The following is a 24,183-nucleotide window of genomic DNA, read 5'->3' as shown; positions in this document are numbered from 1 at the left end:
GTTATGACTGGCGTTTCCACTCGTAAGCGATTGTTTTATTATCGTTATTATCCATGCCTTAGACGGCAAATGTGACTATTCCCTGTGAGTTACTCGGCTCTCTGTTAGTTACTGGCTGTTAGCTACTGGTTAATGGCCTCCCACACTTCAATGGCCGCTGCTAAGTCTTCAAGCGATGCGCCAACTGACTTAAACAGCGTGATGGTTTCAGCAGAGCGCCGACCTGGCTTGGTTCCCGCAAGCACCTCAGCAAGCTCTGCCTTGATATTCTCAAAACGGAACGCACCCTCATCGATTGCCTGAAGAATATCGCCGGCTTCGCCCTTAGCCCCGGCGTAGGTATCCACAAATACGGCAGATCGACGCAGGCACTCAGCATCGGTTTCGCGCATTTGGGGGCGGAAAGCGCCGATAAGGTCAACATGCGTGCCCGGTGTTAACCACTCACCTTTAATTAGCGGCTCTGTGGAGAGCGTGACGCAGCTGACAATATCAGCCTGTACAACCGCGTCTTGCAGATCACTAACGACCTGGGTGTCAAACCGGTCGGCATAGGCCTCGACGATAGCAGAAGCCTTTTCAGGATTTCTGCCCCATACCAGCACGCGTTTGATTGGTCGAATGCTGGCATGGGCTTCAATGACCATAGGGGCCAACTTGCCAGTCCCTACCACCAATAGCGTTTCCGCCGCCTCGTTGGCTAGTGCTTGTGCCGCCAAGGCAGAGGCAGCCGCTGTGCGGCGGCGCGTTAGTTCGCTGCCATCAATGCAAGCCAGTGGTTGGCCATGCTTACCTTCACTAAGCAAATACAGCCCGGAAATAGCAGGAATATTGTGCTGGGCGTTCTGAGGAAAGACGTTGACCATTTTGACGCCGATATAGCCTGCTGGCTCCCAGGCAGGCATCAGCAGCATGGTGGCTTCACCGTCGGGGCGATGCATCGCATGATGATGGCGTGGCGGAGATTCAACGCCATTCACAAAGGTAGTATGTAGCCGCTTAATCAAACCTTTCCAGGTAAGATAGCGCTCCACTTCCGCCGCAGACACAACCCGCATATCAGGCCTCCGGCAGCGCAGCAACAACCATGATTTCTACTTTCCATTCCGGCTTGGCAAGCTTAGCTTCAACCGCTGCACGTACGGGCGGGCGGCCAGGCACTACCCAGGCGTCCCAAGCAGCATTCATTTGATCAAACTCGGCCATGCTGGTGACCCAAATTTGTGCAGAAACCAGCTGCTCTTTCGAGGTGCCTGCCTGGGCTAACAGTTGGTCAATGCGCGCGAGCACTTGCTCGGTCTGGCCACGCATGTCAGCCGTTGCGTCACTGGGCACTTGGCCGGCGAGATAAACGGTGCCGTTGTGAATCGCGACTTGGCTCATGCGGGCATTGCTGTCTTGATAGGTAACGCTCATGGTGTCTCTCCAAGGAAAATGAGGTTCCTTTTGAGACTACGATGATGATGAGCGGCGTGCTTGCCCGAAACTCTGGCAAATTTGCCCGTAAGTGTTGTAACTCATCGAGCAATGATTTCTGTTTGCCAAGCTAACGGTCTGAGGAGGGGGCAATCTCAAAGTAACGCCGATAGGCGCGAGAAAAGCTTCCTTGGTCGCGGAAGCCAACCAGCATGGCAATATGGCCCAGGCTTAGGGCGCTGTGCCGAACCAACGTACGCGCGTGTTCAAGCCGTCTGCGCTGAACATATGCTAATGGCGTCACACCAGTTAGGTCACGAAAGCAGGCATGAAAATGCCCAGGGCTTAGTGCACATAATGCGGCTAATTGCTCAACCCGGATATCGTCCGCCAAGTGCTGATCCAGCCAGGCATCCAGTCTTTCCAGGTCAAGCCGTTCACTGATACAGCGAACACCAATCTGATCAGCAACTTGCTTCGGCTCATCTTGAAGGTACATATACAGCGCTCGAAGCAGCAGCACGGCAATTTCATTTTGCAGCGCAGGACACTGCTCCAGCTGGTTCGTTAAGGCATGGGTCAACTGATTAAGCGCCGGAGGTACGGTAAAAAAACGTGGTTTGTCGAATAGCCGCTCGATTTCACTGCCTTTTTCCAACACCGCTAAGTGCTTAACAGGAATGTCCAACACCAGCGTGCGGTTACCGCCATCGCCTTGGTACTCATGGTGTCGAGACGATGGGATCAAGCAGCCGCGACGTGCCGTGACGCGCTCGCTCTGCCCTTCCATAGCAAGCTCAGTCACGCCGCACGTTGCCAGAATTAACTGGTGAAAATCGTGTGAGTGGGATACCTGTTCAGGGGCTAAATTACGGTTATGCAGCTCAAACTGGACCATGAACGTACCGTTTGGTTCTACGTTGACGCTTGCACTATAAAACGGCTGACCATAGAAAAGCGAGAAAGCGCTAACGCTTGGCTAACGCTCTCTTTTTGCGTAAAGCAATTTAACTAATGGCTAATTACAGATAACTACGCTCATCTGTAATTAGCGGTAGCTGCTAAGCTAGTCCAGTACCGCTTTGGCAATGTCATTAGGTCATCGTGTTGTAATTGGTATTCCAGTTAACGTTGTCAAAGTCGCCAAGATTAATAGCCTCGAACGACGCTAGCGTGTCTGTATCAAACGCACTGTTTGAGAGTGCTTCCACACGCTGCAGCAGCGCATCATCGGCGATGTCTGGCGTATTGCCATCTCCGGCTAAGAGATACACCACGTCACCGGTTTCCAGGCCAAGTTGATCAAGCCAATCAACACCGCTTTCAAATTCAGCGGTCGTGAACACGGCGAAGGCGTCATTAACGTCTAGCGCTTGCACCTCTTCGCTGATCACAAGTCCAATCCCCTCGCCGCGCAGTGCTGCGAACTCATCGGCGGTCAGGTCAACGCGTAACTCGTCAGCACCTGGCACATCACCGACGCGGAAGTCGGTGATGCTCATCACCTCGCCACCAGGCTGACCATCCACCGTAAAGGTTTGGGCAAGTTGATCAATGCTTCCTCCGACTTCAGCACCCGGCTGATGCTCGTAGCCATTGACCGTAAAGGCAATATTCAGATCCTGCTCATCGTCACTGTTAAGCGGGTCATCAATGACGACAATGCTTGCGGCATCATCGACTAGAAAATCAGCCGGAACCCCACCATTGCCTGCGACATTAAGGGTGTAGATATTGCTGTAGGTATCCTGCACTACCCATGAGGTTAGCGAGGAGAGAGGCACGTCGTTATTTACCGCGCCGTCCAGCAGTGTACTGGCGGTATCAAATAGCTCCTTCGCCGCGCGAACATCCAACAATCCAGCATCAAAAAATGCGCTTTGATCGGTCTCCAGCGAGTAGTTTTCAGGGATGCTTCCCCCGCTGATAAAGCGCTGCACCAGATCCGCTAGGGGGTAAGACACCGTTAGCCCTGTTTGGTCAAAGTTCTTTAGCTCGCTGAGCACTTCAAAATCTTGATAACCGATCTCATCAGTATTGACGCGTACACTGCTCGCCGCTAATAGTACGTCACTATCGATAGCGTCCATGAGCTGCTGGACACTATCTTCCACCACCCAGTTCAGCAACGTTTCGCGGTCCAGCTCAGCGGCATTGTTGGCATCTGCCATAATGGAGGCGACGGTGGCTAGCAGCTGTTCACCTTCCGCGACGGTTAACGAAGAGGCATCAAAAAGCTGGTCAGCCAGCACTTGGTAGCTACCCGGGCGCTCATCGGTGCTGGCTGGCAATACCTCTCCGGCATTTATTACGGCAACCGCTTCTTGTAAGGAGTAACCCACTTCCACGCTATCGAGCGTCACATTGCCTAGCGCGACAAACGCCTCGTACTGCTCGGCGCTCAGGAGCTCATCAGCTCCCAACTCCAAGCTGATAGTAGTAGCGCCCGTTACCCACGCTTCATCACTCGCCGCTAATAAATCATCCGCCTGAGCCCTGGTAATACTCCACGTTTGCAGCACTTCCACACTGACATCGCGGCTGTTTAGTGCACCATCGACAATTGCCTGAACCGACTGATATCGGGCTTGTGCATCAGCAACCGAAGCAAGTGAGAAATTGGGTAACTCACCACTGTTTGGGGAGATTTCATAGCTATTGGCAATGCTTTCAATCTGATTCAGCGTTAAGTTACTGGTTAAGATAAATCGCACGGGCGTATCGCCAAGCTCAAAATTATCTAACCGTTGCAAACGCTGTAAATCAGCAATCGCTAGAATGTCGTTATTAACTGATACCTGCTCTGCGCCAGTGATATGCAACGGGAATTCGGTGCCAGCCTGAGCCTCTAGCAAGGCAGCTGCCGTATCAACAACCGTCCATTTCAGTAGTGCATTTACCGCTGGCGTGGGCCCATTGGCATTTGCCAGTGCAGATAGCGCTTTATCCACCAACGGTTTAACGTCAGCAGCGGTGAAAGTACCCACGGACAGCTCTTCATCAGCAATGCGATAACCCACACTGTTATCGCTTGGATCTTTATTGAGACTTTCAACCCCCTCTTCGTCAATGATCTCTAATGCTTCTTCTAGGGTATACAGCACTTCAATGGGGTCATCGGCATACTGATAGTTACCTAGGGTCGTCAACGACTGATATTGCGCGTAGGTGATTTGATCATCCGTAATCGTGACATTGCCAGCCAGCGTTACGTGGCCCTGATTGATCGCACGAATAACGTTGTCAGCTGTGTCGCTTACCGTCCAGTCAAACAGGGTTTGAACGGTTTCATTGTTATTTTCAAGACCGTTAGCCGCTTCCAATACCGTGCGGATATTTGCCAAGGTGTCGGCGGAGTCTACGACAGTTAAGGTTTCCACCCTGGCTGTCGTGTCATCTAGCAGACTAAAACGCCCTGCTGGTGCGAGCAGATCGGCCTCTTCGGCACGCAGCGCATCGCTAATATCGGCATAGGTTACTGCGGTCGTATCACCTAAGCTAAAGTTGTTCAGCGTCGTATCCAAACGCTCATATTGTGCTGCGGTTAAGGTGGGGTTAGTGACTTGAATGGTATCCGCAAGCTGCAACCCTTCAGGGAGATTAGCCCTTAACTGCGCCTGGATATTAGTGTAGCTATCAAGCACGCTCCAGGTATAAACGCTGCCGAGGTTCGGCGCGTTTTCGGCGCTATCTAGCAGTTGGCGCACAGCGGCCAGATCATTAATAGCAGACTGTGCAGTCAATGGCTGCGGGGCAAATAACGCGCCAGTACTGATGATGTAATTAGCCACGACATCGTCGATACCGACGCTAAACGCCTGTGCTAGCGTGTACTCCACCTGCTCGTCGCCACGCTGGTAGCCGACATTATCGCTTTCAATCGCTAACAGCGCATTGTATTCGCCGATGCTAATCGTTGGGTCGGTGACACGAAGTTCGTCAGCAAGGGCGATATGCAATGCACCTTGCTCAACGGCTAAAATCGCCTCAGCAGTATCATTAATCACCCAGTTGAATAGCTCGTCAGCGTCTAGCCCATCGGCGTTATTGGCGCCGCTTATTATGTTTTCAACACGAGCAAGCTCAGAACTAGCGCCAGCAACGCTGAGCTCTCCTGGGCTGTAAACATCTGGTGCAATCTGATAGTTATCCGCCAGTTCAATGTCGGTACTGATAGCACCTTCTAAGGTGTAGCGAACAACCGTGGTGGCCAGTTCAAAGTTTTCTAACATGGCCAAGCGTTCGTACTGGGATTGATTAATTCCTACATTGGCGACACGCACCTGATCCGCCAACATCACGTGATCTTCAGCAATATCACCAATGATGGTGTTGGCGTTATCGACCACTACCCAGCTAAACGGCTGGTTTTCGCTTAGTTCAGCACTATTTTCAGCGTTTTTCGCCAACTCGACGACCTGGGTATACGCGTCACGTGCGTCTTCCACGGTGACTTCGCCAGCCTCACGAATCGCCTCTAGATTGATCGCATAATTATTGAGTAGCGAATCACTATTGTCAGCGGCAATGGCGCTTGAAAGGGTGTACTCAACGGTTTCTCCGCTGCGTACGTAATTGCTCTGAAGTCCTGTTAGGGCTTCATACTGTGCCAAGGTAATCACACCATCGCTAACGTTGACGGCATTGGCACGCAGTAAATGGGCAACATCACCCGCATCCAAAATAGCGTCAACCGTATCAAGCACTGTCCAGTTGAAGAGTTGATCGACATTGGGCGTTTCTGGGTTCAGCGCATTCGCCAGAATGTTTTCTACGGTCGCGAGCGTATCTTCTGCTTCCAACACGCTAACACTGCCCGCATTAAAGGGCGGCTGTTGGGCGATTTCGTAGTTATCGGCAAGCACGTCAGCAGCGATTGCTTGTGCCAAGGTGTAGCCTACAACGGTGTCGCCTAGCTGGAAGTTATCCAGCGTATTAAGCTGGTCAAACTCATCAACGGTTATCGCACGATCACTAATCGTGACGGGGTTAGCGCCAGCGACGTGGCCATCGTTGATATCCGCAATAATGGCACTAGCACTATCACTGACGGCCCATTGAAATAGCGTCAGTGGCGGTTGATTGTTGGCACCTTCCAAAACACGCGAAACATCGGCAAAGGCTGAAGCGGCTTGTGCGACGGTCACGGTACCGACATTAAGGGGAGCATCGAGATCAATGATGTAGTTGCTGGCCAGCGGTGTTGCATCGAGGGCTTGTGCAAGCGTATAGCCTACTTCTGTGGCACCTAGCTCGAAATTGCTCAGCGCATCGAGCTGCTTAAATTGCTCTGGCGTAATGACGGCTTCTGTAACGCTGACACGGCGGGCTTCATTAAGCTGCGGGTCAGCGCTGGAAGCGTCTATCACGTTGTCAAAACTATCGAGGATGGTCCAGTTCAACAACATCTCGCGTGTTAAACCATCATCCCCAGTATTCAGCGCGCGATCTGTTAACAGCCGTGTTTCATCAATAAGCTCTGCCGCTTCACGCAGGCTTAATTCATTATTAACAAACGGCGTTTCTGGATCTAACGTGTAGTTTGCGGGCATTTCTGCCGTTTTCAGCGCCTCTTCAAGCGTGTAAGGCACCACCGTGCTGCCAAGTACAAAGTTATCCAGCGTATTCAAATCTGCAAACTGGTCCGGCCGGATTGTTTCATCCGTTAGCGTAACGCGCTCAGCACCTAAAACGGTGGGGCGCTCCAAACCGCCAGTCACTAACACATCTTCGACGCTAGCGCGAATTGACCATGTGTAAATGTCGGAAAGCTCGATAGGCGCCGTTTCAACATCGTAATCGCCCGCTAAAATCTTCTCCACCAGCGCCAAGCGGTCGGCGGCAACGGTCAATCCCAACGTACCCGCAGAGAACCCCTGATCAGGGTTGATCAAGTACTGAGAGGGCAAGTCTCCTTTTTGCGCAAGATTAACCGCGGTTTGAAGCGTGAGATAAGGAAGATCAGCGCGAACATCAATCGTATTAGAAAGATCGCTGTTGGGGTTTTGAACCGCTTGTTGAGCATCGCGAAGTGGGTTGCTGTCGCCGTCTCGATAAGCATCAAGGTTGACGTCTGCCCCCGCGTTATCAATAGCGTCTAGTGCTTGCTTTACCTGACCGGCAATAGAAGGCAGCCCTAATGCATCAGCCATTTGCTGATTGGTCAGCTCACGACCCGCGTCATTGGCTTGATTGAGTGCGTTGGCAAGTAGTGAAAGCGCGTCGCTACTGCTAATACCCGCACTGTCGGCCATCGCTAGCAAACCAGCAACTTTAACACCCGCGACAAGCAACTCAACGCTAGCGGATTGATCGCCCAGTGGGTCGGTAGTCAGCAAATCAACGCGTTCATCTAATCCCAATGCAGTTTTAATGACACTTTGTGATGTGGCGTCGTTAATATCGAACTGCGCCGATAACTGAACCATCATGGTGGTCAACGGCGTGATCACCGTGGCATCTTCTGGCGCTCGCAACACCCCGTTGAACGGCAGCCCAGTGGCAATATCAACGCCACCTGTGGCCGTCAAGATACCGCTGCCCTGCAGGCCACTGAAGAAACCGCTATTGTCGGTTTCCACTTGATTAGCATTGACGGCACGAGTAACGGTGGCACCCACAATATAGCCATCAATCACATAGCCGCTGATCGTAGGTGGTTCTGGTGCAGGCGGTGTTGAGGAATCACCACCTCCCCCGCCGCCGCCACCTGCTGCGGCCGCACCTAACGCCAACGCCCCTCCACCGAGGTAAAGCCAGGGTGGAATATCACCAAAAGAGCTAACTGGGGTGCTGCTACCGCTTGTGGCATTTGCATTACTTGGCGTGGTTTCGCTGCCGCTAACGCTAGGTGAAAAAGACGCACTAGGCACAAAGAGCAGCGTGCCAAAGTCAGTGCTGCTTTCTGCCACACCTTGCTGCAACGCACTGCTCGGGCTGATTAACAAAAGATCACCCTGTTGAACCACGGCGCCACGCTCCACGAGCAACAGCGAGCCATCTGCGCGGGTAATCATTACATTACCATCGGGCAACAGCTCCCAGGTCTGCACATTGGGCAACTGGCTTAACGGCACAAGCAGACCGCTGTCGGCATCCAATTTTTCCATGAGCGCTGTGATATCGACCACCACACGGCCGCCCTCAAGCTCAACATCCGCAGCCGCTAGGTAAATACGCTGGCCGTTATCCATTACCAATGTCAGGCTGCCATTAGGCTGACGAATAACCTCATCAACCCCTTGCAGGTCATTAACAGCGACCATATCATCAGCCATCGCCTGCTGAGCCATCAGCGGCAGTACTAGCGTTGCTGCCATTCCACCACGTTTCAGCACTTTTTGGTTTTTCGCCATCCAACGGCGAACGAAAGCAAGGCGTGCCTGCGGATCAGCCGGTATTTCTATGCGCGCCACACCCTCTTGGGTGTCAGCGAACGCTTGCCAGTCGCCCTGTGAGTCCACTGAACTCACCCTGACGCCATTGAGCAGGTGGCCGTTCATCACGCCAGGCTGGGTCGACTTAAGAATATCGGCTGATGATATCGCCATTGAGCACTTCTCCACTGAAAGTTCGCAGGCGCTTGGCGCCTAATCGTTTTTATATCTGGTTGGCGTATATCGCCCACACGCCTGAACGCACACTGTGCTTATCAGGCGCATTAGAAAAATAGGCCTAAGTATTCCACAAAGAAGTGTTAGCCAAACCCTGAAAAAGGCTGGTTATATAGCGGTAACAGAGCATTAGACGCATCGCCACCACCGAAACGCGGTAGCACGCAATGGAATCAGCCGAAAAGAACGGCCAGATGAAAAAAGATCGTAAAAAGCAGACTTGCCCCCCTCATTAGCACTCAGCCCGCTGCGATATGCTTTTGGGGAAGCGAATGTCGGCTTTTCAATGGGAGCTGTATTCAGCAAGCTTTCATGAATTACTATGCAGTAATGGCCAATTAACTCCGCGAGATATCGTCAATCACTAACCTGATTTGGTCTCGCAACCAGCTCAGTCCGACATCCTTATCCGACCATATTGCCCAATTCATAGTTACCGGTGGGAAATTAAGCGGAATAGGCATTTCACAAAATGCCAGCCCGAATAACGGTGCATACTGCACGGCAATCCTTTTAGGCACTGTTGCCACAACGGGTGCATTGCGTGCTGCAGCAAGCAGCGGCATAAAGTCAGGCGCCGCTAAAATGACATTGAGCTCTATTCCCAATGCTTCCAAGGCATCACCAACACAGCCCGCGACATTTGCCGTCTGGGAAAGAACAGCGTGCCGTGCGCCAAGGTAATCATCACGCGATAATGGCGGAACTAATCGACACAGATCGGCATTAAAGCAGCATGCCACATTGGATTCGAACAGAACTTCTCCTAGATGACGAGACTGTTTACAGCCAATGGCCAGATCAATTTCGCCCGAATCCATCATCATATCTACTGTTTCGACCGTAATCGCGCGACTCAGCAGTCGAACCCCTGGTGCCGTTGATTGCAGTCGATCCACCAAGGCAGGTAGCAGAACCATCTCCATTTCACCGGCAATACCCACCCGAAAAATCCGGTCTGCCGTTTGCGGCTCAAAACTATCCGATGACTGAAGCGCATTTTGCGCCTGCGTCAACGCTACTCGCACCGGCCCAGCCAGCGCTCGAGCTTTGGCCGTTGGCTGCATTTTCTGCCCAACACGAACGAAAAGGTCGTCCTGCAATAGCATCCGTAGGGTTGATAAATTATGGCTCATTGCCGACTGACCAATTCGGAGCTTCTCGGCAGACTTGGTGACACTCAGCTCTTGCATCATTGCGTCAAACGCGACCATAAGATTGAGGTCGAAGGAGCGTAAATTGAAATGATCAATATTATCCATGATTGGCATCGATTTGATTACTGACCAATGGGAATATACCTTTTCCTCATCGCGTTACAAACCGCCGGTTGAATTCTGGCCTGTTGATTGATTGAAAGAGGGTGTTTTTATGCTGTCACGCAGAGATATGCTTAAAGGTTCGCTGGCTGCTATGGCCGTTGGTGCAGCCGCCAGCAGCGTTTTCATCCCATTACACGCGGCAGCCAGCGCACCGCTAGTTGGCACGCAAGCGCCGGGCTATTACCGTTTGATGGTGGGTGATGTCGAAGTCACTGCGCTTTCGGATGGTACGGGCCTATTTCCGATCGCCGACCTTTACCTGAATATCACCCCCGAACAGGCTCGCACCGCACTTGCTAATGCATTTCAAGGCACGCCAACCCACCTGTCAGTTAATGCCTATTTGCTGAATTTCGGTGATCGGCTGATTCTTCTGGATGCAGGGACCGGTAATCTGATGGGCTCAGCCTTGGGTAAACTGACAAACAATATCATCGCATCGGGCTATCACCCCGACCAGATCGATGATGTGGTAATTACCCACATTCATTCCGATCATGTCGGCGGGCTCGTTCTAAACGGTGAAAAGGTGTTTGCCAACGCGATAGTCCATGTGCCGAAACTGGATGCGGAGTATTGGCTTAGTGCCGAAAACCGTGACAAGGCCCCAGACGACGCTAAGCCGTTCTTTGATCAGGCGGTCTCGTCAACCAAGCCCTATATCGACAGCGACACGCTTAAAACCTACGACACGGATATGCCAGCCATTCCAGGCGTGATTAATTCAACCCACCGTCCAGGCCATACCCCTGGTCACAGTGCCTTATGGTTTGAAAGCAAAGGCGAAAAATTCGTCTATTGGGGTGATATCACCCACGGCGATGTCATTCAATTCGACGAACCGGGCGTGGCGATTGCCTTTGATGTTGACCCGAACCAGGCGGTCATCACTCGTGAAGCGGCCTTTTCCGAAGCGGTAGCAGAGAAATACATGGTGGCTGGTTGCCATATCGCATTCCCAGGCATCGGGTACGTGGTCGAAGACAGCACGATGTTTGATTGGGTGCCCGTCAATTATCGCGCTGACGTCTGACCTGTCGCCATTATTTGTCCATGCACGACAAATGATCGATCACTATTCGAGATATTCCTGCTTTCGACGACATGATGATACCTCTCGCCAACAAATCCGGTTTTTTGCATTAGGCACCAGCCTTTGAGCCTAAGCCGTGGGCAGGTATCATCAGTCAGCCAATGGACATCTCGGAGAGTGAGAGGATGAGCAAGAAGGAAGTCACCCGCAAGCGTATTCGTGAGGCTGCCTGGGCGCTGTTCTCCGAACGCTCCTTTTCCTCTACTACCACTCGTGAGATCGCTCGTCGTGCTAGTGTCGCCGACGGCACTGTGTTCAGCCATTACCCCAACAAAATCGATATCTTGCGGGAGGGCATGGAAGAGCAGATCAGCCACATCGCCAAGACCTTCCTCGCGAGCTGGGCGGGCGGCAACGAGCACGAAGCATTAGTTGAGCTGGCCTCCCACTTCTATCGCTATTACTTCGATCATATCGCCTTGAGCCGTAGCCTGCTGAAAGAGGCACTCTGGGACCTTGATTATTTACGCAACGTCGACGATTCACTGCTGCCTTGTATCTTAAGCGCAACGACTTTGCATGACGCCACTCGTATGCGCCTGATCGAAAACAGCTACCTCATGACACTTGTCCGCCATCTTAGCCACGATCAGCCTTGCCGAGAGGCTGCCATCAACGACTTCCGAGCCGAGCTCACGGTTATCTTACCCACCAATTAAGACCTTCCCCACCGTATTCCAGGTCTCATCTCGAAGGCCGACCAGGGCAAAATTGCTTGACTTTTTGAGCGCGCTCAATTAAAAATTGAGCATGCTCAAAAATAGAGAAACCTCATGCGACATATAATTGTGAAATCCATCGACTACCTGGTTGGCATGCCATTTCTTGTGCTGTTCTGTTACATCATTGGCCCCATAATCGGCTTAGCACTGGGATTCAGCGGGTTACTTGCACTGACCTTGCTCTCAGGACGGAAGGGAATAAAAGCCTTTTATCGCGGTATGATATTGGGAGTAGGTTCTGACGGCCTTCCAGCGTCAGATAGGCAAGTACAGGAACAAAAGTTGACCGCAGGCCAGGATCGTCCTGTCACCTGATTGATTGACTGAACTCCTTCAAGATAATCAGGAGAAGGTCACCGTCGTTTTAAGAAGTGGGTTTTAAAAAGAGGGTTTTAAAAAGAGAGGTTTATGCACAACACCTTATTTGTTCACGCTAGCCCGCATGGCAAGCATGCGCTGGGCTATCGCCTGGCTCAAAAGATCCTAGCTGAGGAGACAGCCAGAAACTCAAACGTGGGGTTGATAGAACGCGATTTAGTTGCCGCTCCGCTGTCGCCACTAACCCACCATTACTCTTCGGCGCTACTCAGCCACAATATCGGCGATCGTGTTAACACTGCCCTGTCAGAGTCCGAGCAACTGATTCGTGAGTTGGAGCAGAGCAACCGCTTATTAATCGCGCTGCCTATGCACAACTTCAGCGTACCGGCAGCGCTGAAACTCTGGATAGACCACGTGGTGCGTATTAACCGCACATTTATCGTCTCAGAGGGCAAACAAGGGTTATTGCACGATCGCCCCACCACCGTTCTGGTGAGCGCGGGCGGTATGTTACAAGGCGATAACCCACAACCGGATTTTCTCACTCCCTACCTCAGCCTTATTCTCAACACCATCGGCATTCGGGATGTCCACTTCGTATATCTGCAGGGCTTAGTGTTCGGCGAAGCCGCGATCGCCAAAGCGTGGCAACAGGCGCAGACCACGCTAATCGAAGCTGGCGTACTGACTAATGACGAGTCATCGATTTAAAGCCCAGCCACTATTGGTGATGGCGATCAATAAGCGCTGCCAACTGCTGATAGCCTTCTTCACAGGCAGGGCTGGATAGATTGGTTATGCCTAGCAGTAACCCTTTTCGCGCCCCGGCTTGGGTGGCATACCAGGGAGACAGCGGCATCGGGGCCAAGTTAAAAGCCTGGGCAGCCTCGGCAATAGCAACGTCGTCCATGTCATCCTCCAAGGCGAGCATCAGTGACAGACCTGCCATATCGCTCAGTGAGACCGATCCATTGATGAGTGCCAGCAGCCCATCTCGTCGCTGTCTATACAAGCGTTTCATACGCCGAATATGACGCAAGTAATGACCATCGCGCAGAAACTCCGCCACGGCTAGCTGGCTCGGCAGTCCAGACGCGGGTGATAAAGCGGCAGCCGTATCGCCAGCGCGCTCTGACAGCTTGGCCGGTACAACCATAAAACCGAGCCGCAAGCGTGGGCTGATGGTCTTACTGAAAGTACCGATGTGAATCACCCTTCCTTCACGATCCAGCGAGGCCAGCGCCGGTGTTGCTTGTCCGCTTAGCTGCAGTTCGCTTAGATAATCATCTTCGATGATCCAACCCGCATTTTCTCGAGCCCATATCAGTAGTGCTTGGCGCCGATTCAGCGACAACTGCATCCCCAAGGGGGCTTGCTGGCCTGGCGTTACAATCGCTAAGCGGGCATCCGCGGCCAGCGCTATGCCTTGCTCCACACATATTCCCTGATCATCCACCGGAACGGGAACTGATGTATATCCTGCCAGCGACAAGGCATGCCGAGTTAGCGGATAGCCAGGGTTCTCAACCCACACCCGCCGTGAATCCAGGCGTAGCAGGTGCAATGCCAAACCCAGCGCGCCCGCATAGCCATTGGTGATAATGATCTGCTCGGCAGAGCAGAGTAGTCCCCGAGATACCGCTAGATAGGCAGCAATTTCCTTGCGCAACTGAGACTCGCCCCGAGGATCTGGATAACGCAGCGACTCAGCCACTGCCTTTCGCGTACAGCGCAGCATGATGCGCGACCACTGCTTAAAGGGGAATGCGTCCTGAGCTGGCACGCCCACTTGAAAAAGCTTGGGAACACTATCCAGATCCTGATACAGATCAGGCAGTGGCAGGCGAGAGACCACCGCGGCCATCTCTGGCACTGCGGGTAGCACGGAGCTAACGAAGGTACCTGCAGCCCCCTTGGAAACAACTAGCTGGTCGTCGCTGAGCCGGTCATAAGCCGTTTTTATGGTGCCCCGCGAAACACCCAGCTGCGCGCCAAGATCACGCCATGAAGGCAGCCGCGCGCCCTCATACAAATGCCCTTGCCGAATAGCATCCGCAATGCTGAAGCGTATTTGTTCGGAAAGAGACTGCTTGCCCTGGCGATCAAGCGAAAAGCGAAGTTTGTTCATAACGTAATGGTACATAAAAACCAGTCATTCTTGGTTCTTTTTTTAGACCATGATGCCATTCACAATCCTGCTCACACTCCACACTACTTTTATCGGTCTGAAACCTTGTTCTCGTTCTTTGAGCTAGCCCAAAGCGATTGCGCAAGGCCCGAACCATTTACCCAGAGGATCTCCCCTATGCGAATAAACAGCACCAGGCTTTCAACGGCGATACTGCTCGCCATGTTGCTCGGCTATGTTGGCCCTTCACTAGCGACCGAGACCACTGAACAACAGGAATCTGAACAATCGGAATCTGACCAGGCCTATGATGCCGACGTCGATGGCGAACAGCGCGCCAAAGCGGCTGGCGAGTCGCTGATTGGTCAACCCGGCCCCGAGTTAAGCATTACCACGCTGGAGGGTGACACCATCGATCTCAGCACCCTGTATGGCGTCAAACCGGTATATATAAAGTTTTGGGCAACCTGGTGCGTACCCTGCCGCCAGCAGATGCCAGGCTTTCAGGCCATCCAGGAAACACATGGTGACGACATTCAGGTCATCGCCGTTAACACCGGCTACGCAGACAGCGCAGCATCTGCGCGTGCGTATCGCGAAGAAATGGGCCTGACGATGCCTATCACGGTAGATGACGGCACGCTGGCTGAAGCCCTTAACCTGCGCGTTACCCCGCAGCATGTCGTGATTGATCGCAGTGGCCACATCACTCACATTGGCTATCGTGACGATCAAGCCCTAGAAGAGGCATTACAAGCAGCACTAACACCCACTGAGCCCGACTCATCAACAGCCACTCACGACGCCCCAGCCGAGGGTATCGACGCCAATGCGTTAGCGGTAGGCGAGACGGTTAGCCAGATGAATATCACCACGCGCGACGGCGACACCATCGACCTGTCCCGCACAGCGACAGATAAGCCCCTAGGCATGGTGTTCTTTGCTTCATGGTGTGAGTCCTACCTTGCCGAGAGCCAGCCGGCCACCGCCTCTGCTTGTCGCCGCGTTCGCGAAACCGTCAACCAATTGAGTAAAGACTCGGAGACTCAATGGGTAGGCATTATTTCTGGACTTTGGACCAAAGAGTCCGATGTCGAAAGCTATTTAGATACCACCGAGACAGCGTTTCCCGTGCTACTTGATGCCGATGGTGACATACACCGCCGCTTCGGCATTCAACAGATACCAACCGTTGTGCTTATTGATGCCGATGGCAAGGTAGCCGACAAGCTTGGGCCACAAGATACCGAGCTCGCCGAAGCCATCGAACGCATCAGCCAATAACCTACCGCCATTTCGCACCAGCCACGGCGCGATATACTTTTCAATGGAGCAGCCCGTCTCAAGCGGGCTGAGAACCAATGCCCCGATCCATTTACCGCTATTGTGTCCTCTTTTATCTGGCGTTAATGCTGTTCCCCCAGATCGGGGCTGCTCAAGAGTTTCCCGGCACTTCGGGCGAGACACTCATCAAGAGCAGCTTGATAGCGGAAACGAACCAACCCGCAGCCGGCACCTCCAGCACGTTAGCCGTTTTCATGGAGCCGCAATCAGGTTGGCATGGGTATTGGAAACAGCCGGGCAGCATTGGCTTGGCACCGCAGTTCAATTGGCAATTACCGGATGGTGTCAGCGTGGGCGATGCCAGATTTCCAGTGCCACATACGCTGATGACCGGCGACTTGATGAATCATGTCTTTGAGCATCCTTACGCGCTACTAATCCCCGTTGAGATAGATGGTTCGGTCGCGCCGGGAACGCCTCTGCCAATCACCGTCGGTTTGAACTATCTCGCTTGCCGTGCGGATGCCTGCGTTCCCGAACAATCGACGCTAGCCATTACCCTCACCGCAGGCGATGGCCGTATTACGCAAGAGCGCAAAGCGCGCTTCGATGAGTGGCGGCGTGAGTTACCCAGGCCACTGGGCTCGCAAGCCAGCTTTGTGACGATCAACGATGCGCGGCTGCGAGTCAGCATCCCCTTGCCCGCTAGCGTAACGCTGAATGATCCACACTTATTCGTCGACACCGATAACATCGTGGACCCCGCGGCTGAACAAATCTTCAGCCGTGAAGGCGATGTCTTGATTGTTGAAACTCAGCGGGCTAACTCCTGGTCGGCAAACAGCCCGCCCGATGCGTTCGAGGCGCTGCTATCATTGGGAACCGGGACCGGCTTAACACTGGTTAGCCATAGCGCTGAGGCGCCAGCGGCGAGCACCAACGGATATCAGAGTGCCTCCTCCTCCAGTAGTACCACCATCGCCAATACCACCAACGCCAGCACCACCGGTGAACAAGGCAGCCCTACTCTGCTGCTGACAGCATTCTTCGGCGCCCTATTGGGCGGTGTTCTGCTCAATATCATGCCCTGCGTTTTCCCGATTCTCAGCCTTAAGGTGCTTAGCCTTGCGCGTTTAACCGGAGGTCAACGCGAAGCCCGGCGCGAGGCGTTAGCCTATACCGCTGGCGTGGTTATCGTTTGCTTAATACTTGGCGCGACGATTATCGCCTTACGTGCAGTGGGTACTCAGGTTGGCTGGGCCTTCCAACTGCAAGACCCGCGAGTCATCCTGGTGCTGACCCTGTTGACCGCGGCCATCGGTTTTAATCTGGCCGGCCTTTTTGAGCTGGGATCCATCAATGCCGGTGGCAAGCTAGCAAGCCAGGACGGTGTAGCCGGTGCCTTCTGGACAGGTGTACTGGCCGCCTTCGTCGCAACGCCTTGCTCCGGTCCCTTTATGGCCACGGCTCTTGGCGCAGCCTTGGTACTCCCCACGTTTGCCGCACTGACAGTATTCGCTGGTTTGGGTCTGGGCATTGCCCTGCCATTTTTGCTGCTTGGGTTCGTGCCAGTGCTGCGCCGCGTACTTCCCCGCCCTGGCCCTTGGCTTGCCACCTTTCGGCATATCATGGCCATCCCCATGTTCCTAACCTCTTTAGCCTTGGCTTGGGTGCTCGGCCGCCAGCTCAGCAACAACGGCATGATTGCGAGCCTCGCGCTGATCATGTTGCTGGCGATAGGGCTTTGGTTCACCGGACTACGTCAACGAAGCGCCAAGCGGTTAAGCTGGCTACCGGCAGGACTCGCTGCCGGGCTGGCGCTGACTGGAAGCGCGCTCGTTCCTGGCGCCTTTATCCCGCAAGCGGTAGACCCCAATCCGCTCCCAAGTTCAGTCGACACACGCTCACTCGACTTCAATGCGAACCGATTGACCGAACTTCGTCAACAAGGTCACGCCATTTTGGTCTACTTCTCGGCAGACTGGTGCGTCACTTGCAAGATCAACGAACAGCGGGCCATCAACACACCCCGCACGCAGCAAGCATTCGAACAGGCGGAAGTGATCACAATGAAGGGCGATTGGACTAATGGAGACCCCGCCATTACCACTTTCTTGGAGCAGCACGGTCGTTCAGGGGTACCTCTCTACTTATGGTACGCACCAGGCGCAACCGAGCCTGAAGTTCTTTCACAACTTCTTGCGCCTAATACCTTATCGGTGCTGGCGAGCCAATTGGATTAACTCTCTCTTATCCAGCATCGCCATATCGAAGATATTTTTAATGCTGCAAAGAAAAACACCCTGACTAACCAAGTGGAGTATCTTTTGATGGTGTAGCAAGCTTGGCGCACCACAAAAAAAGGGCTTAGCGATAAATCGCTAAGCCCTTGAATTTGGTGCCGGTGGCCAGACTCGAACTGGCACACCCGTAAAGGCGGCGGATTTTGAATCCGCTGCGTCTACCAATTCCGCCACACCGGCAATGGCTGCGCATTATACGGAGATAACCTCGCAGGTCAATCACATTGACTGACTTTATCTATCTAAAGCGCTATCCTATGCCGCCTGTTTGACCACTGATAAGAGCCATTTCCATGCAGCGCGCGGATTTTCATTTCGAGCTACCCGACGAGCTAATTGCTCGCTACCCTTCTGAGCAGCGCAGCGACTGCCGTTTGCTATGCGTGGATGGCCAAAGCGGCGCGCTTGAGCATCGCCGGTTTGCTGATTTACTTGAACTACTCGAACCCGGCGACTTGCTGGTATTCAATGATACGCGCGTCATTCCAGCACGCCTGCACGGCCACAAGGCTAGCGGCGGCAAAGTAGAAATGCTGCTGGAGCGCCCGTTGGATAGCCACCGTGGTTTAGCACATATCCGTTCGAGCAAATCGCCCAAGCCCGGCACCGAGTTGATCTTTGAAGGCGACATTCATGCGGTGGTTGAAGGCCGCCGCGATGCGCTGTTTGAGCTGCGCTTTTTAGGCGACACGCCAATGATTGCGCTGCTTGAAAAGCACGGCCATATGCCACTGCCGCCCTATATCACCCGTGACGATGAGTTGAGCGATCGGGAACGCTATCAAACGGTGTATGCCCGCCGCGACGGCGCAGTAGCAGCGCCCACCGCAGGGCTTCACTTTGACCAACCGTTGTTGGATGCCCTGGCCGAGAAAGGCGTTAACAGTGCTTTTGTGACCTTGCACGTCGGCGCTGGCACCTTTCAGCCAGTGCGCGTCGACAACATCCTTGAACACCATATGCATAGCGAGTGGATTGAGGTGTCTGAGGCTGCCTGTCAAAAAGTGCGTGACACTCAGGCCGCTGGGAAACGGGTCATTGCCGTCGGCACTACCAGCGTGCGCTGCTTAGAAAGCGCTTGCCTGAAAAGTAGCGACGGCCAGATCGCCCCCTACAGCGGCGACACCGATATCTTTATCTACCCTGGCTACGAATGGCGCTGCGTAGACGCCCTGATAACTAATTTCCACCTGCCCGAGTCGACCCTGCTGATGCTGGTCTCTGCATTTGCAGGCTATGACCACATGATGCGGGCATATCGCACGGCAGTTGACGAGCGCTACGCGTTCTTTAGTTATGGCGATGCCATGCTGCTGACCCGCTAAACACGATACGTCCAGCGCCTTAACCGATTATTGACGAGTTATTTAGATGCGAAACGAATGTTTTATGCGCTTTGAGCGCCTAGCCGACGATGGCCGTGCACGCCGGGGACGCTTGCACTTCCCCCGCGGTACCGTCGAAACCCCGGCCTTTATGCCGGTGGGCACCTACGGCACGGTGAAGGGCATGACACCTGACTCCGTGAAAGAGATTGGCGCAGAAATCATTCTCGGCAACACCTTTCACCTATGGCTGCGCCCAGGCACCGACGTGATTGAAGCCCATGGCGATTTGCATGACTTTGCTCAATGGGACAAACCTATCCTGACCGATTCCGGCGGTTTTCAGGTTTTTTCCTTAGGCGAAATGCGCAAAATTACCGAGCAAGGCGTTCACTTCCGCTCGCCGGTCGATGGCAGCAAGGTATTTATGGGGCCGGAAGAGTCCATGGCCGTGCAGCGCTCGCTGGGCTCTGACGTAGTGATGATTTTCGACGAGTGCACGCCGTACCCAGCCACTTTTGAAGAAGCCGAAAAATCCATGGAGCTATCGCTACGCTGGGCGAAACGCTCACGCGAGGCTCATGGTGATTCGCCTTCGGCGCTGTTCGGCATTATTCAAGGCGGCATGCACCCTGAACTTCGCGAACGCTCACTAAAAGGGCTGCTCGAGATTGGCTTTGATGGCTTAGCCATTGGCGGCCTGTCGGTAGGCGAACCCAAAGAAGAGATGATCAAGGTACTCGATTATCTACCGACGTGGATGCCTGACGACACCCCTCGCTACCTGATGGGCGTTGGCAAACCAGAAGACTTGGTAGAGGGCGTGCGCCGAGGCGTCGACATGTTCGATTGCGTAATGCCTACCCGTAATGCACGCAACGGCCACCTGTTCACCTCCGACGGTACGGTCAAGATCCGTAACGCTAAGCACCGCTTTGATACCCAACCGCTTGATGCCGAGTGTGACTGCTATACCTGTAAGAATTTCTCACGGGGCTACCTGCACCACCTGGATCGTTGTAACGAAATGCTGGGTTCCATGCTCAATACCATCCATAACTTACGCTACTACCAGCGGGTAATGGCTGATTTGCGCGCGGCAATCGAAGCGGGTACATTGACGACCTTTGTGGAAGGCTTTTATGCCCAGCGCGGCCTGCCAGTGCCTCCCCTAGCGAATTAATCGCCATCCGCCATTGGCGGGTGGTTTAATCGGTTCACCCATTGAGTTTTCTAACCCAGGAGTTCTCTGCAATGCTGGATTTCTTCATCTCACCAGCCCATGCCCAAGAAGCCGCTGCCGGCGGTGGCATCGCGCAAATTGTCATGCTGGTTGGTTTTGTGCTGATTTTTTACTTCCTGCTGTGGCGCCCCCAGGCAAAGCGCGCTAAGCAGCACAAGCAGCTGGTTACTGGCTTGGCCAAAGGCGATGAAGTCGTCATCGGTGGCGGTCTTGTTGGTCGTGTTACCAAAGTTAATGATGAGTTCCTAACGCTGGAAGTTTCTGAAGGCACCGAAGTTAACGTGCAGAAAAATGCCGTTGCTGCCGTACTTCCTAAAGGCACTATTAAGTCCATCTAACGCCTGCATCTCCCCCCTGCCGATCCAGTGCCAGCCACCCCGGCAGGGGTGACATGGTAGCCACGATGGTGAACTTTGCTGTGCGCGGTTTTTCCGTGCACAGCAATTCCGTTTGTAATTGAAGGCAGGGCTTGCATGCTCAACCGTTACCCCCTGTGGAAGTATCTGCTGATACTGGTCGTCCTGGTGGTTGGCCTTATCTATTCGCTTCCCAATTTATTCCCCGCAGATCCCGCCATCCAGGTTAGCGATGCCCAGGGCGATTCGCTGGATGAACGGCAAATATCCCGCGTTGAAGAAGCGCTCATTGATAGCGATATCGGCATTAAAGCCATTGAAGAAACGAATGGCCAATGGCTGATTCGCCTTCAGAGTGATGATGATCAGCTAGACGCCCGCGATATTGCCGCAGATGTATTGGGTAGTGACGCGACTGTCGCACTCAACCTCGCTGACGCCACCCCTGGTTGGCTGCAAGCCTTTTCCGCATCTCCCATGACACTGGGCCTCGATTTACGTGGAGGCGTGCACTTCTTACTCGAAGTAGATATGGATGCCGCCCTTACCCAGCGCTTGGAAGTGAATGCCAGTGCCATGCGTGAACTGCTACGTGGGGAGCGCATTCGCTATCGCAACACCACCATCGACGAGCGTTCGCTGTCAATCGGCTTTGGCAGTGCAGAAGACCGCGATACTGCCCGGCGCTTGATTAGTCGCGACTTCCCTAATTTTGAATACAGCAACGAAGGCGATGGTCGTGCTTCCAACCTAGTCATGACGCTCAGTGACCAAACGGTTAACGAGATTCAAGACTATGCGATCAATCAAAACTTAACCACGCTGCGTAACCGCGTTAACGAGCTGGGCGTCGCTGAGCCGATGGTTCAACGCCAAGGCCCTAGTCAAATCGTGGTTGAACTGCCCGGCGTTCAAGATACCGTGGCTGCAAAGCGTATTGTGGGTGCAACGGCAAACCTAGAGTTTCGCCTGGAAGCTCGCAACGACACGCCTGACACGGAAACCGAACGTCTAGAATTCCGTAACGACCCAGCACGCTCGGCAGAGTTGATGCGCGATGTCATTATTACCGGTGATAGCGTATCCAGTGCCAGCAATAGCTTTGATGAAAATGGTCGCCCCCAGGTCAACATTAACTTGGACGGCACCGGCGGTACGTTAATGAACCGCGCCACGCGAACCAACATCGGTCGCAATATGGCGGTATTGTTCATTGAACATAAAAGCGAAGATCGCGTAGAAATCGACCCTGAAACGGGCGAAGAAACGATTATTCGCGAGCCCTACGTCGAACGCGGCTTGATCAGCCTTGCCACCATCCAAAGTGCACTGGGCAATAGCTTCCGCATTACCGGCTTAGACTCACCGACTGAAGCTGCTGAGCTTGCCCTTCTGCTCCGCTCTGGTTCACTCGCCGCCCCTATCTACTTTGTCCAAGAACGCACTATTGGGCCAAGCTTGGGTGCCGAAAACATTGAGCGTGGCCTGCTGTCGGTACAAATCGGCCTATTACTGGTCGTGCTGTTTATGCTGGTGCGCTACAAAGTGTTCGGGGTATTTGCCAACATTGCCCTAGCGCTAAACCTAACGCTGCTCGTCGCGGTTATGTCGATGCTGGGCGCTACGTTAACACTACCAGGCATTGCCGGGATTGTGCTGACGCTAGGCATGGCAGTTGATGCCAACGTGCTGATATTCGAGCGTATACGCGAAGAATTGCGCAACGGCATGTCAATTCAGCAAGCAATCTATGCGGGCTACGAGCGCGCCTTCACCTCTATCGTGGATGCCAACATCACCACGCTGCTGGTAGCGGTGATTCTGTTCTCAATCGGTACCGGCCCAGTGAAAGGGTTTGCCGTTACGCTCTCCATTGGCATTTTGACATCCATGTTCACAGCACTACTGGTCACGCGCGCCATGGTCAACCTGACCTATGGCAGCAAACCCGTCAAAAAGCTGTGGATTTAAACACATGGATCTAAATGGCATAGATTTGAAAAGCATGGATCTGAACCACGTGCTTAGCCCAGAATTTAAGAGGTGGTAATGAAACCCCTATCACAACTGCGAATCGACTTTATGGGGCGGCGCAACCTTGCGTTTATCGTCTCTGCCTTGATGCTAATCATCTCGATTGGCGCGATTATTTTTCAGCAGCTAAATCTCGGACTGGACTTCACCGGCGGCACCCTGGTGGAAGTGCGCTACGGCGCAGTCCCTTCCTTAGACGCGATTCGCCAATTGCTCGAAGACAGTGGTTTCCAAGACGTGTCGGTGCAAACGTTTGGCGCATCAACAGAAATACTTATCCGCATTCAGCAAGCATTCGATGCGGATGTCGGTAACGATGTTGTCAGCCTGCTACGTGCCAATGGCGATAGCGTTAATCTTGTGCGGGCCGAGTTTGTCGGTGCACAGGTAGGCGACCAACTTCGCGACCAAAGCGGCTTAGGCCTTCTAGTGGCATTGGGCGTAGTGATGCTTTACGTTGCCTTCCGCTTTCAATACAAGTTTGCTCTTGGTGCCCTGCTAGCCTTGCTTCACGATGTCATCATTGTTGTTGGCATCTTCGCGCTGTTCAAGCTTGAGTTCGATCTAACGGTTCTGGCAGCGATTTTGGCCGTTATCGGCTACTCGCTAAACGATACGATTGTTGTCTATGACCGTATCCGCGAGACTATTCGAACATCGCGTATTGATGATATGCCGCAAATCTTCAACGAAGCGATCAATGCCACCCTGTCCCGCACGCTCGCCACCTCTGGTACTACGGTACTGGTGTTGCTGGCGCTGCTGCTATTAGGCGGCGACATGATCGAGAACTTCGCTATTGCGCTGTTAATTGGCATCGTGGTGGGTACGTTCTCATCAATTTATATCTCAGGTGCGTTACTGATTCCGCTCAAGCTTTCACGGGAAGACCTTATCCCCACCAAGAAAGAGACGGATGAAGAGGAAGAAGAGCTGCCGTAAACCAGCAAAAGCAATCCGCAACAAAAAGGCTCTGCCGATAAAATCGACAGAGCCTTTTTAATGCGTGGTCATCGAGCAGAC

General features: G+C 53.4%; 17 protein-coding genes and 1 tRNA gene. 11 read left to right on the top strand and 7 right to left on the bottom strand.

The annotated features are described in order from the left end of the window. Positions 1-122: 122 nt before the first annotated feature. From NDQ72_03555 to NDQ72_03535, 5 genes are all read right to left on the bottom strand, one after another. Complete coding sequence (locus NDQ72_03555; protein ID WKD29033.1) at positions 123-1,058, bottom strand: ornithine cyclodeaminase family protein; 936 nt, start codon at positions 1,056-1,058, stop codon at positions 123-125. Position 1,059: 1 nt separating this feature from the next. Continuing rightward, on the bottom strand, positions 1,060-1,416 hold the full coding sequence (locus NDQ72_03550; protein ID WKD29032.1) for a RidA family protein: 357 nt from the start codon (positions 1,414-1,416) through the stop codon (positions 1,060-1,062). A 130-nt stretch (positions 1,417-1,546) separates the two neighbouring features. Further along, a complete protein-coding gene (locus tag NDQ72_03545; protein WKD29031.1) occupies positions 1,547-2,314 on the bottom strand; it encodes an AraC family transcriptional regulator in 768 nt (255 codons plus the stop codon). 196 nt (positions 2,315-2,510) lie between these two features. Then, positions 2,511-8,966 (bottom strand): calcium-binding protein, encoded by a 6,456-nt coding sequence (locus tag NDQ72_03540; GenBank protein WKD29030.1) that lies wholly within the window; start codon positions 8,964-8,966, stop codon positions 2,511-2,513. A 401-nt stretch (positions 8,967-9,367) separates the two neighbouring features. Then, positions 9,368-10,291, bottom strand: a complete 924-nt coding sequence (locus NDQ72_03535) for a LysR family transcriptional regulator (GenBank protein ID WKD29029.1) — start codon at positions 10,289-10,291, stop codon at positions 9,368-9,370. Between the two features lie 109 nt (positions 10,292-10,400). On the opposite strand from NDQ72_03535, the gene NDQ72_03530 reads away from it, so the two are divergent. The 4 genes from NDQ72_03530 to NDQ72_03515 all read left to right on the top strand — a co-directional run bounded on the left by NDQ72_03530 (position 10,401) and on the right by NDQ72_03515 (position 13,198). Next, positions 10,401-11,384: an MBL fold metallo-hydrolase gene (locus NDQ72_03530; GenBank protein ID WKD29028.1), complete on the top strand. Its 984-nt coding sequence runs from the start codon at positions 10,401-10,403 to the stop codon at positions 11,382-11,384. A 185-nt stretch (positions 11,385-11,569) separates the two neighbouring features. Then, positions 11,570-12,103, top strand: a complete 534-nt coding sequence (locus NDQ72_03525) for a TetR/AcrR family transcriptional regulator (GenBank protein WKD29027.1) — start codon at positions 11,570-11,572, stop codon at positions 12,101-12,103. A gap of 114 nt (positions 12,104-12,217) precedes the next feature. Then, a complete protein-coding gene (locus NDQ72_03520) occupies positions 12,218-12,481 on the top strand; it encodes a hypothetical protein (protein ID WKD29026.1) in 264 nt (87 codons plus the stop codon). A gap of 93 nt (positions 12,482-12,574) precedes the next feature. Further along, the gene (locus NDQ72_03515; GenBank protein ID WKD29025.1) at positions 12,575-13,198 is read left to right on the top strand and encodes an NAD(P)H-dependent oxidoreductase; all 624 of its coding nucleotides are present in this window, start codon (positions 12,575-12,577) and stop codon (positions 13,196-13,198) included. Between the two features lie 10 nt (positions 13,199-13,208). Here NDQ72_03515 and NDQ72_03510 read toward each other — a convergent pair whose 3' ends face one another. Next, on the bottom strand, positions 13,209-14,630 hold the full coding sequence (locus NDQ72_03510) for a PLP-dependent aminotransferase family protein (protein WKD29024.1): 1,422 nt from the start codon (positions 14,628-14,630) through the stop codon (positions 13,209-13,211). A 162-nt stretch (positions 14,631-14,792) separates the two neighbouring features. Between NDQ72_03510 and NDQ72_03505 the strand changes: the two genes are divergently transcribed. Together NDQ72_03505 and NDQ72_03500 are read left to right on the top strand one after the other, a co-directional pair. After that, the gene (locus NDQ72_03505) at positions 14,793-15,899 is read left to right on the top strand and encodes a redoxin family protein (GenBank protein ID WKD29023.1); all 1,107 of its coding nucleotides are present in this window, start codon (positions 14,793-14,795) and stop codon (positions 15,897-15,899) included. Positions 15,900-15,976: 77 nt separating this feature from the next. Further along, the gene (locus tag NDQ72_03500) at positions 15,977-18,142 is read left to right on the top strand and encodes a thioredoxin family protein (GenBank protein WKD29022.1); all 2,166 of its coding nucleotides are present in this window, start codon (positions 15,977-15,979) and stop codon (positions 18,140-18,142) included. A gap of 153 nt (positions 18,143-18,295) precedes the next feature. Here NDQ72_03500 and NDQ72_03495 read toward each other — a convergent pair. Then, a tRNA-Leu gene (locus NDQ72_03495) sits at positions 18,296-18,382 on the bottom strand. Between the two features lie 113 nt (positions 18,383-18,495). On the opposite strand from NDQ72_03495, the gene queA reads away from it, so the two are divergent. The 5 genes from queA (at position 18,496) to secF (ending at position 24,102) form a co-directional block, all read left to right on the top strand. Beyond that, a complete protein-coding gene (gene queA, locus NDQ72_03490) occupies positions 18,496-19,527 on the top strand; it encodes a tRNA preQ1(34) S-adenosylmethionine ribosyltransferase-isomerase QueA (GenBank protein WKD29021.1) in 1,032 nt (343 codons plus the stop codon). Positions 19,528-19,573: 46 nt separating this feature from the next. Beyond that, the gene (gene tgt / locus NDQ72_03485; GenBank protein ID WKD29020.1) at positions 19,574-20,710 is read left to right on the top strand and encodes a tRNA guanosine(34) transglycosylase Tgt; all 1,137 of its coding nucleotides are present in this window, start codon (positions 19,574-19,576) and stop codon (positions 20,708-20,710) included. Positions 20,711-20,781: 71 nt separating this feature from the next. Continuing rightward, a complete protein-coding gene (gene yajC / locus NDQ72_03480) occupies positions 20,782-21,108 on the top strand; it encodes a preprotein translocase subunit YajC (GenBank protein WKD29019.1) in 327 nt (108 codons plus the stop codon). 135 nt (positions 21,109-21,243) lie between these two features. Beyond that, positions 21,244-23,097, top strand: a complete 1,854-nt coding sequence (secD, locus tag NDQ72_03475; GenBank protein ID WKD29018.1) for a protein translocase subunit SecD — start codon at positions 21,244-21,246, stop codon at positions 23,095-23,097. 78 nt (positions 23,098-23,175) lie between these two features. Beyond that, positions 23,176-24,102 (top strand): protein translocase subunit SecF, encoded by a 927-nt coding sequence (secF, locus tag NDQ72_03470; GenBank protein WKD29017.1) that lies wholly within the window; start codon positions 23,176-23,178, stop codon positions 24,100-24,102. Positions 24,103-24,183: the final 81 nt, after the last annotated feature.

The sequence above is a fragment of the Halomonas sp. KG2 genome, assembly GCA_030440445.1.
Taxonomy (GTDB): domain Bacteria; phylum Pseudomonadota; class Gammaproteobacteria; order Pseudomonadales; family Halomonadaceae; genus Vreelandella.
The sequence above is the reverse complement of the archived record's forward strand: the minus strand, read 5'-3'. Positions and strand labels throughout refer to the sequence as shown.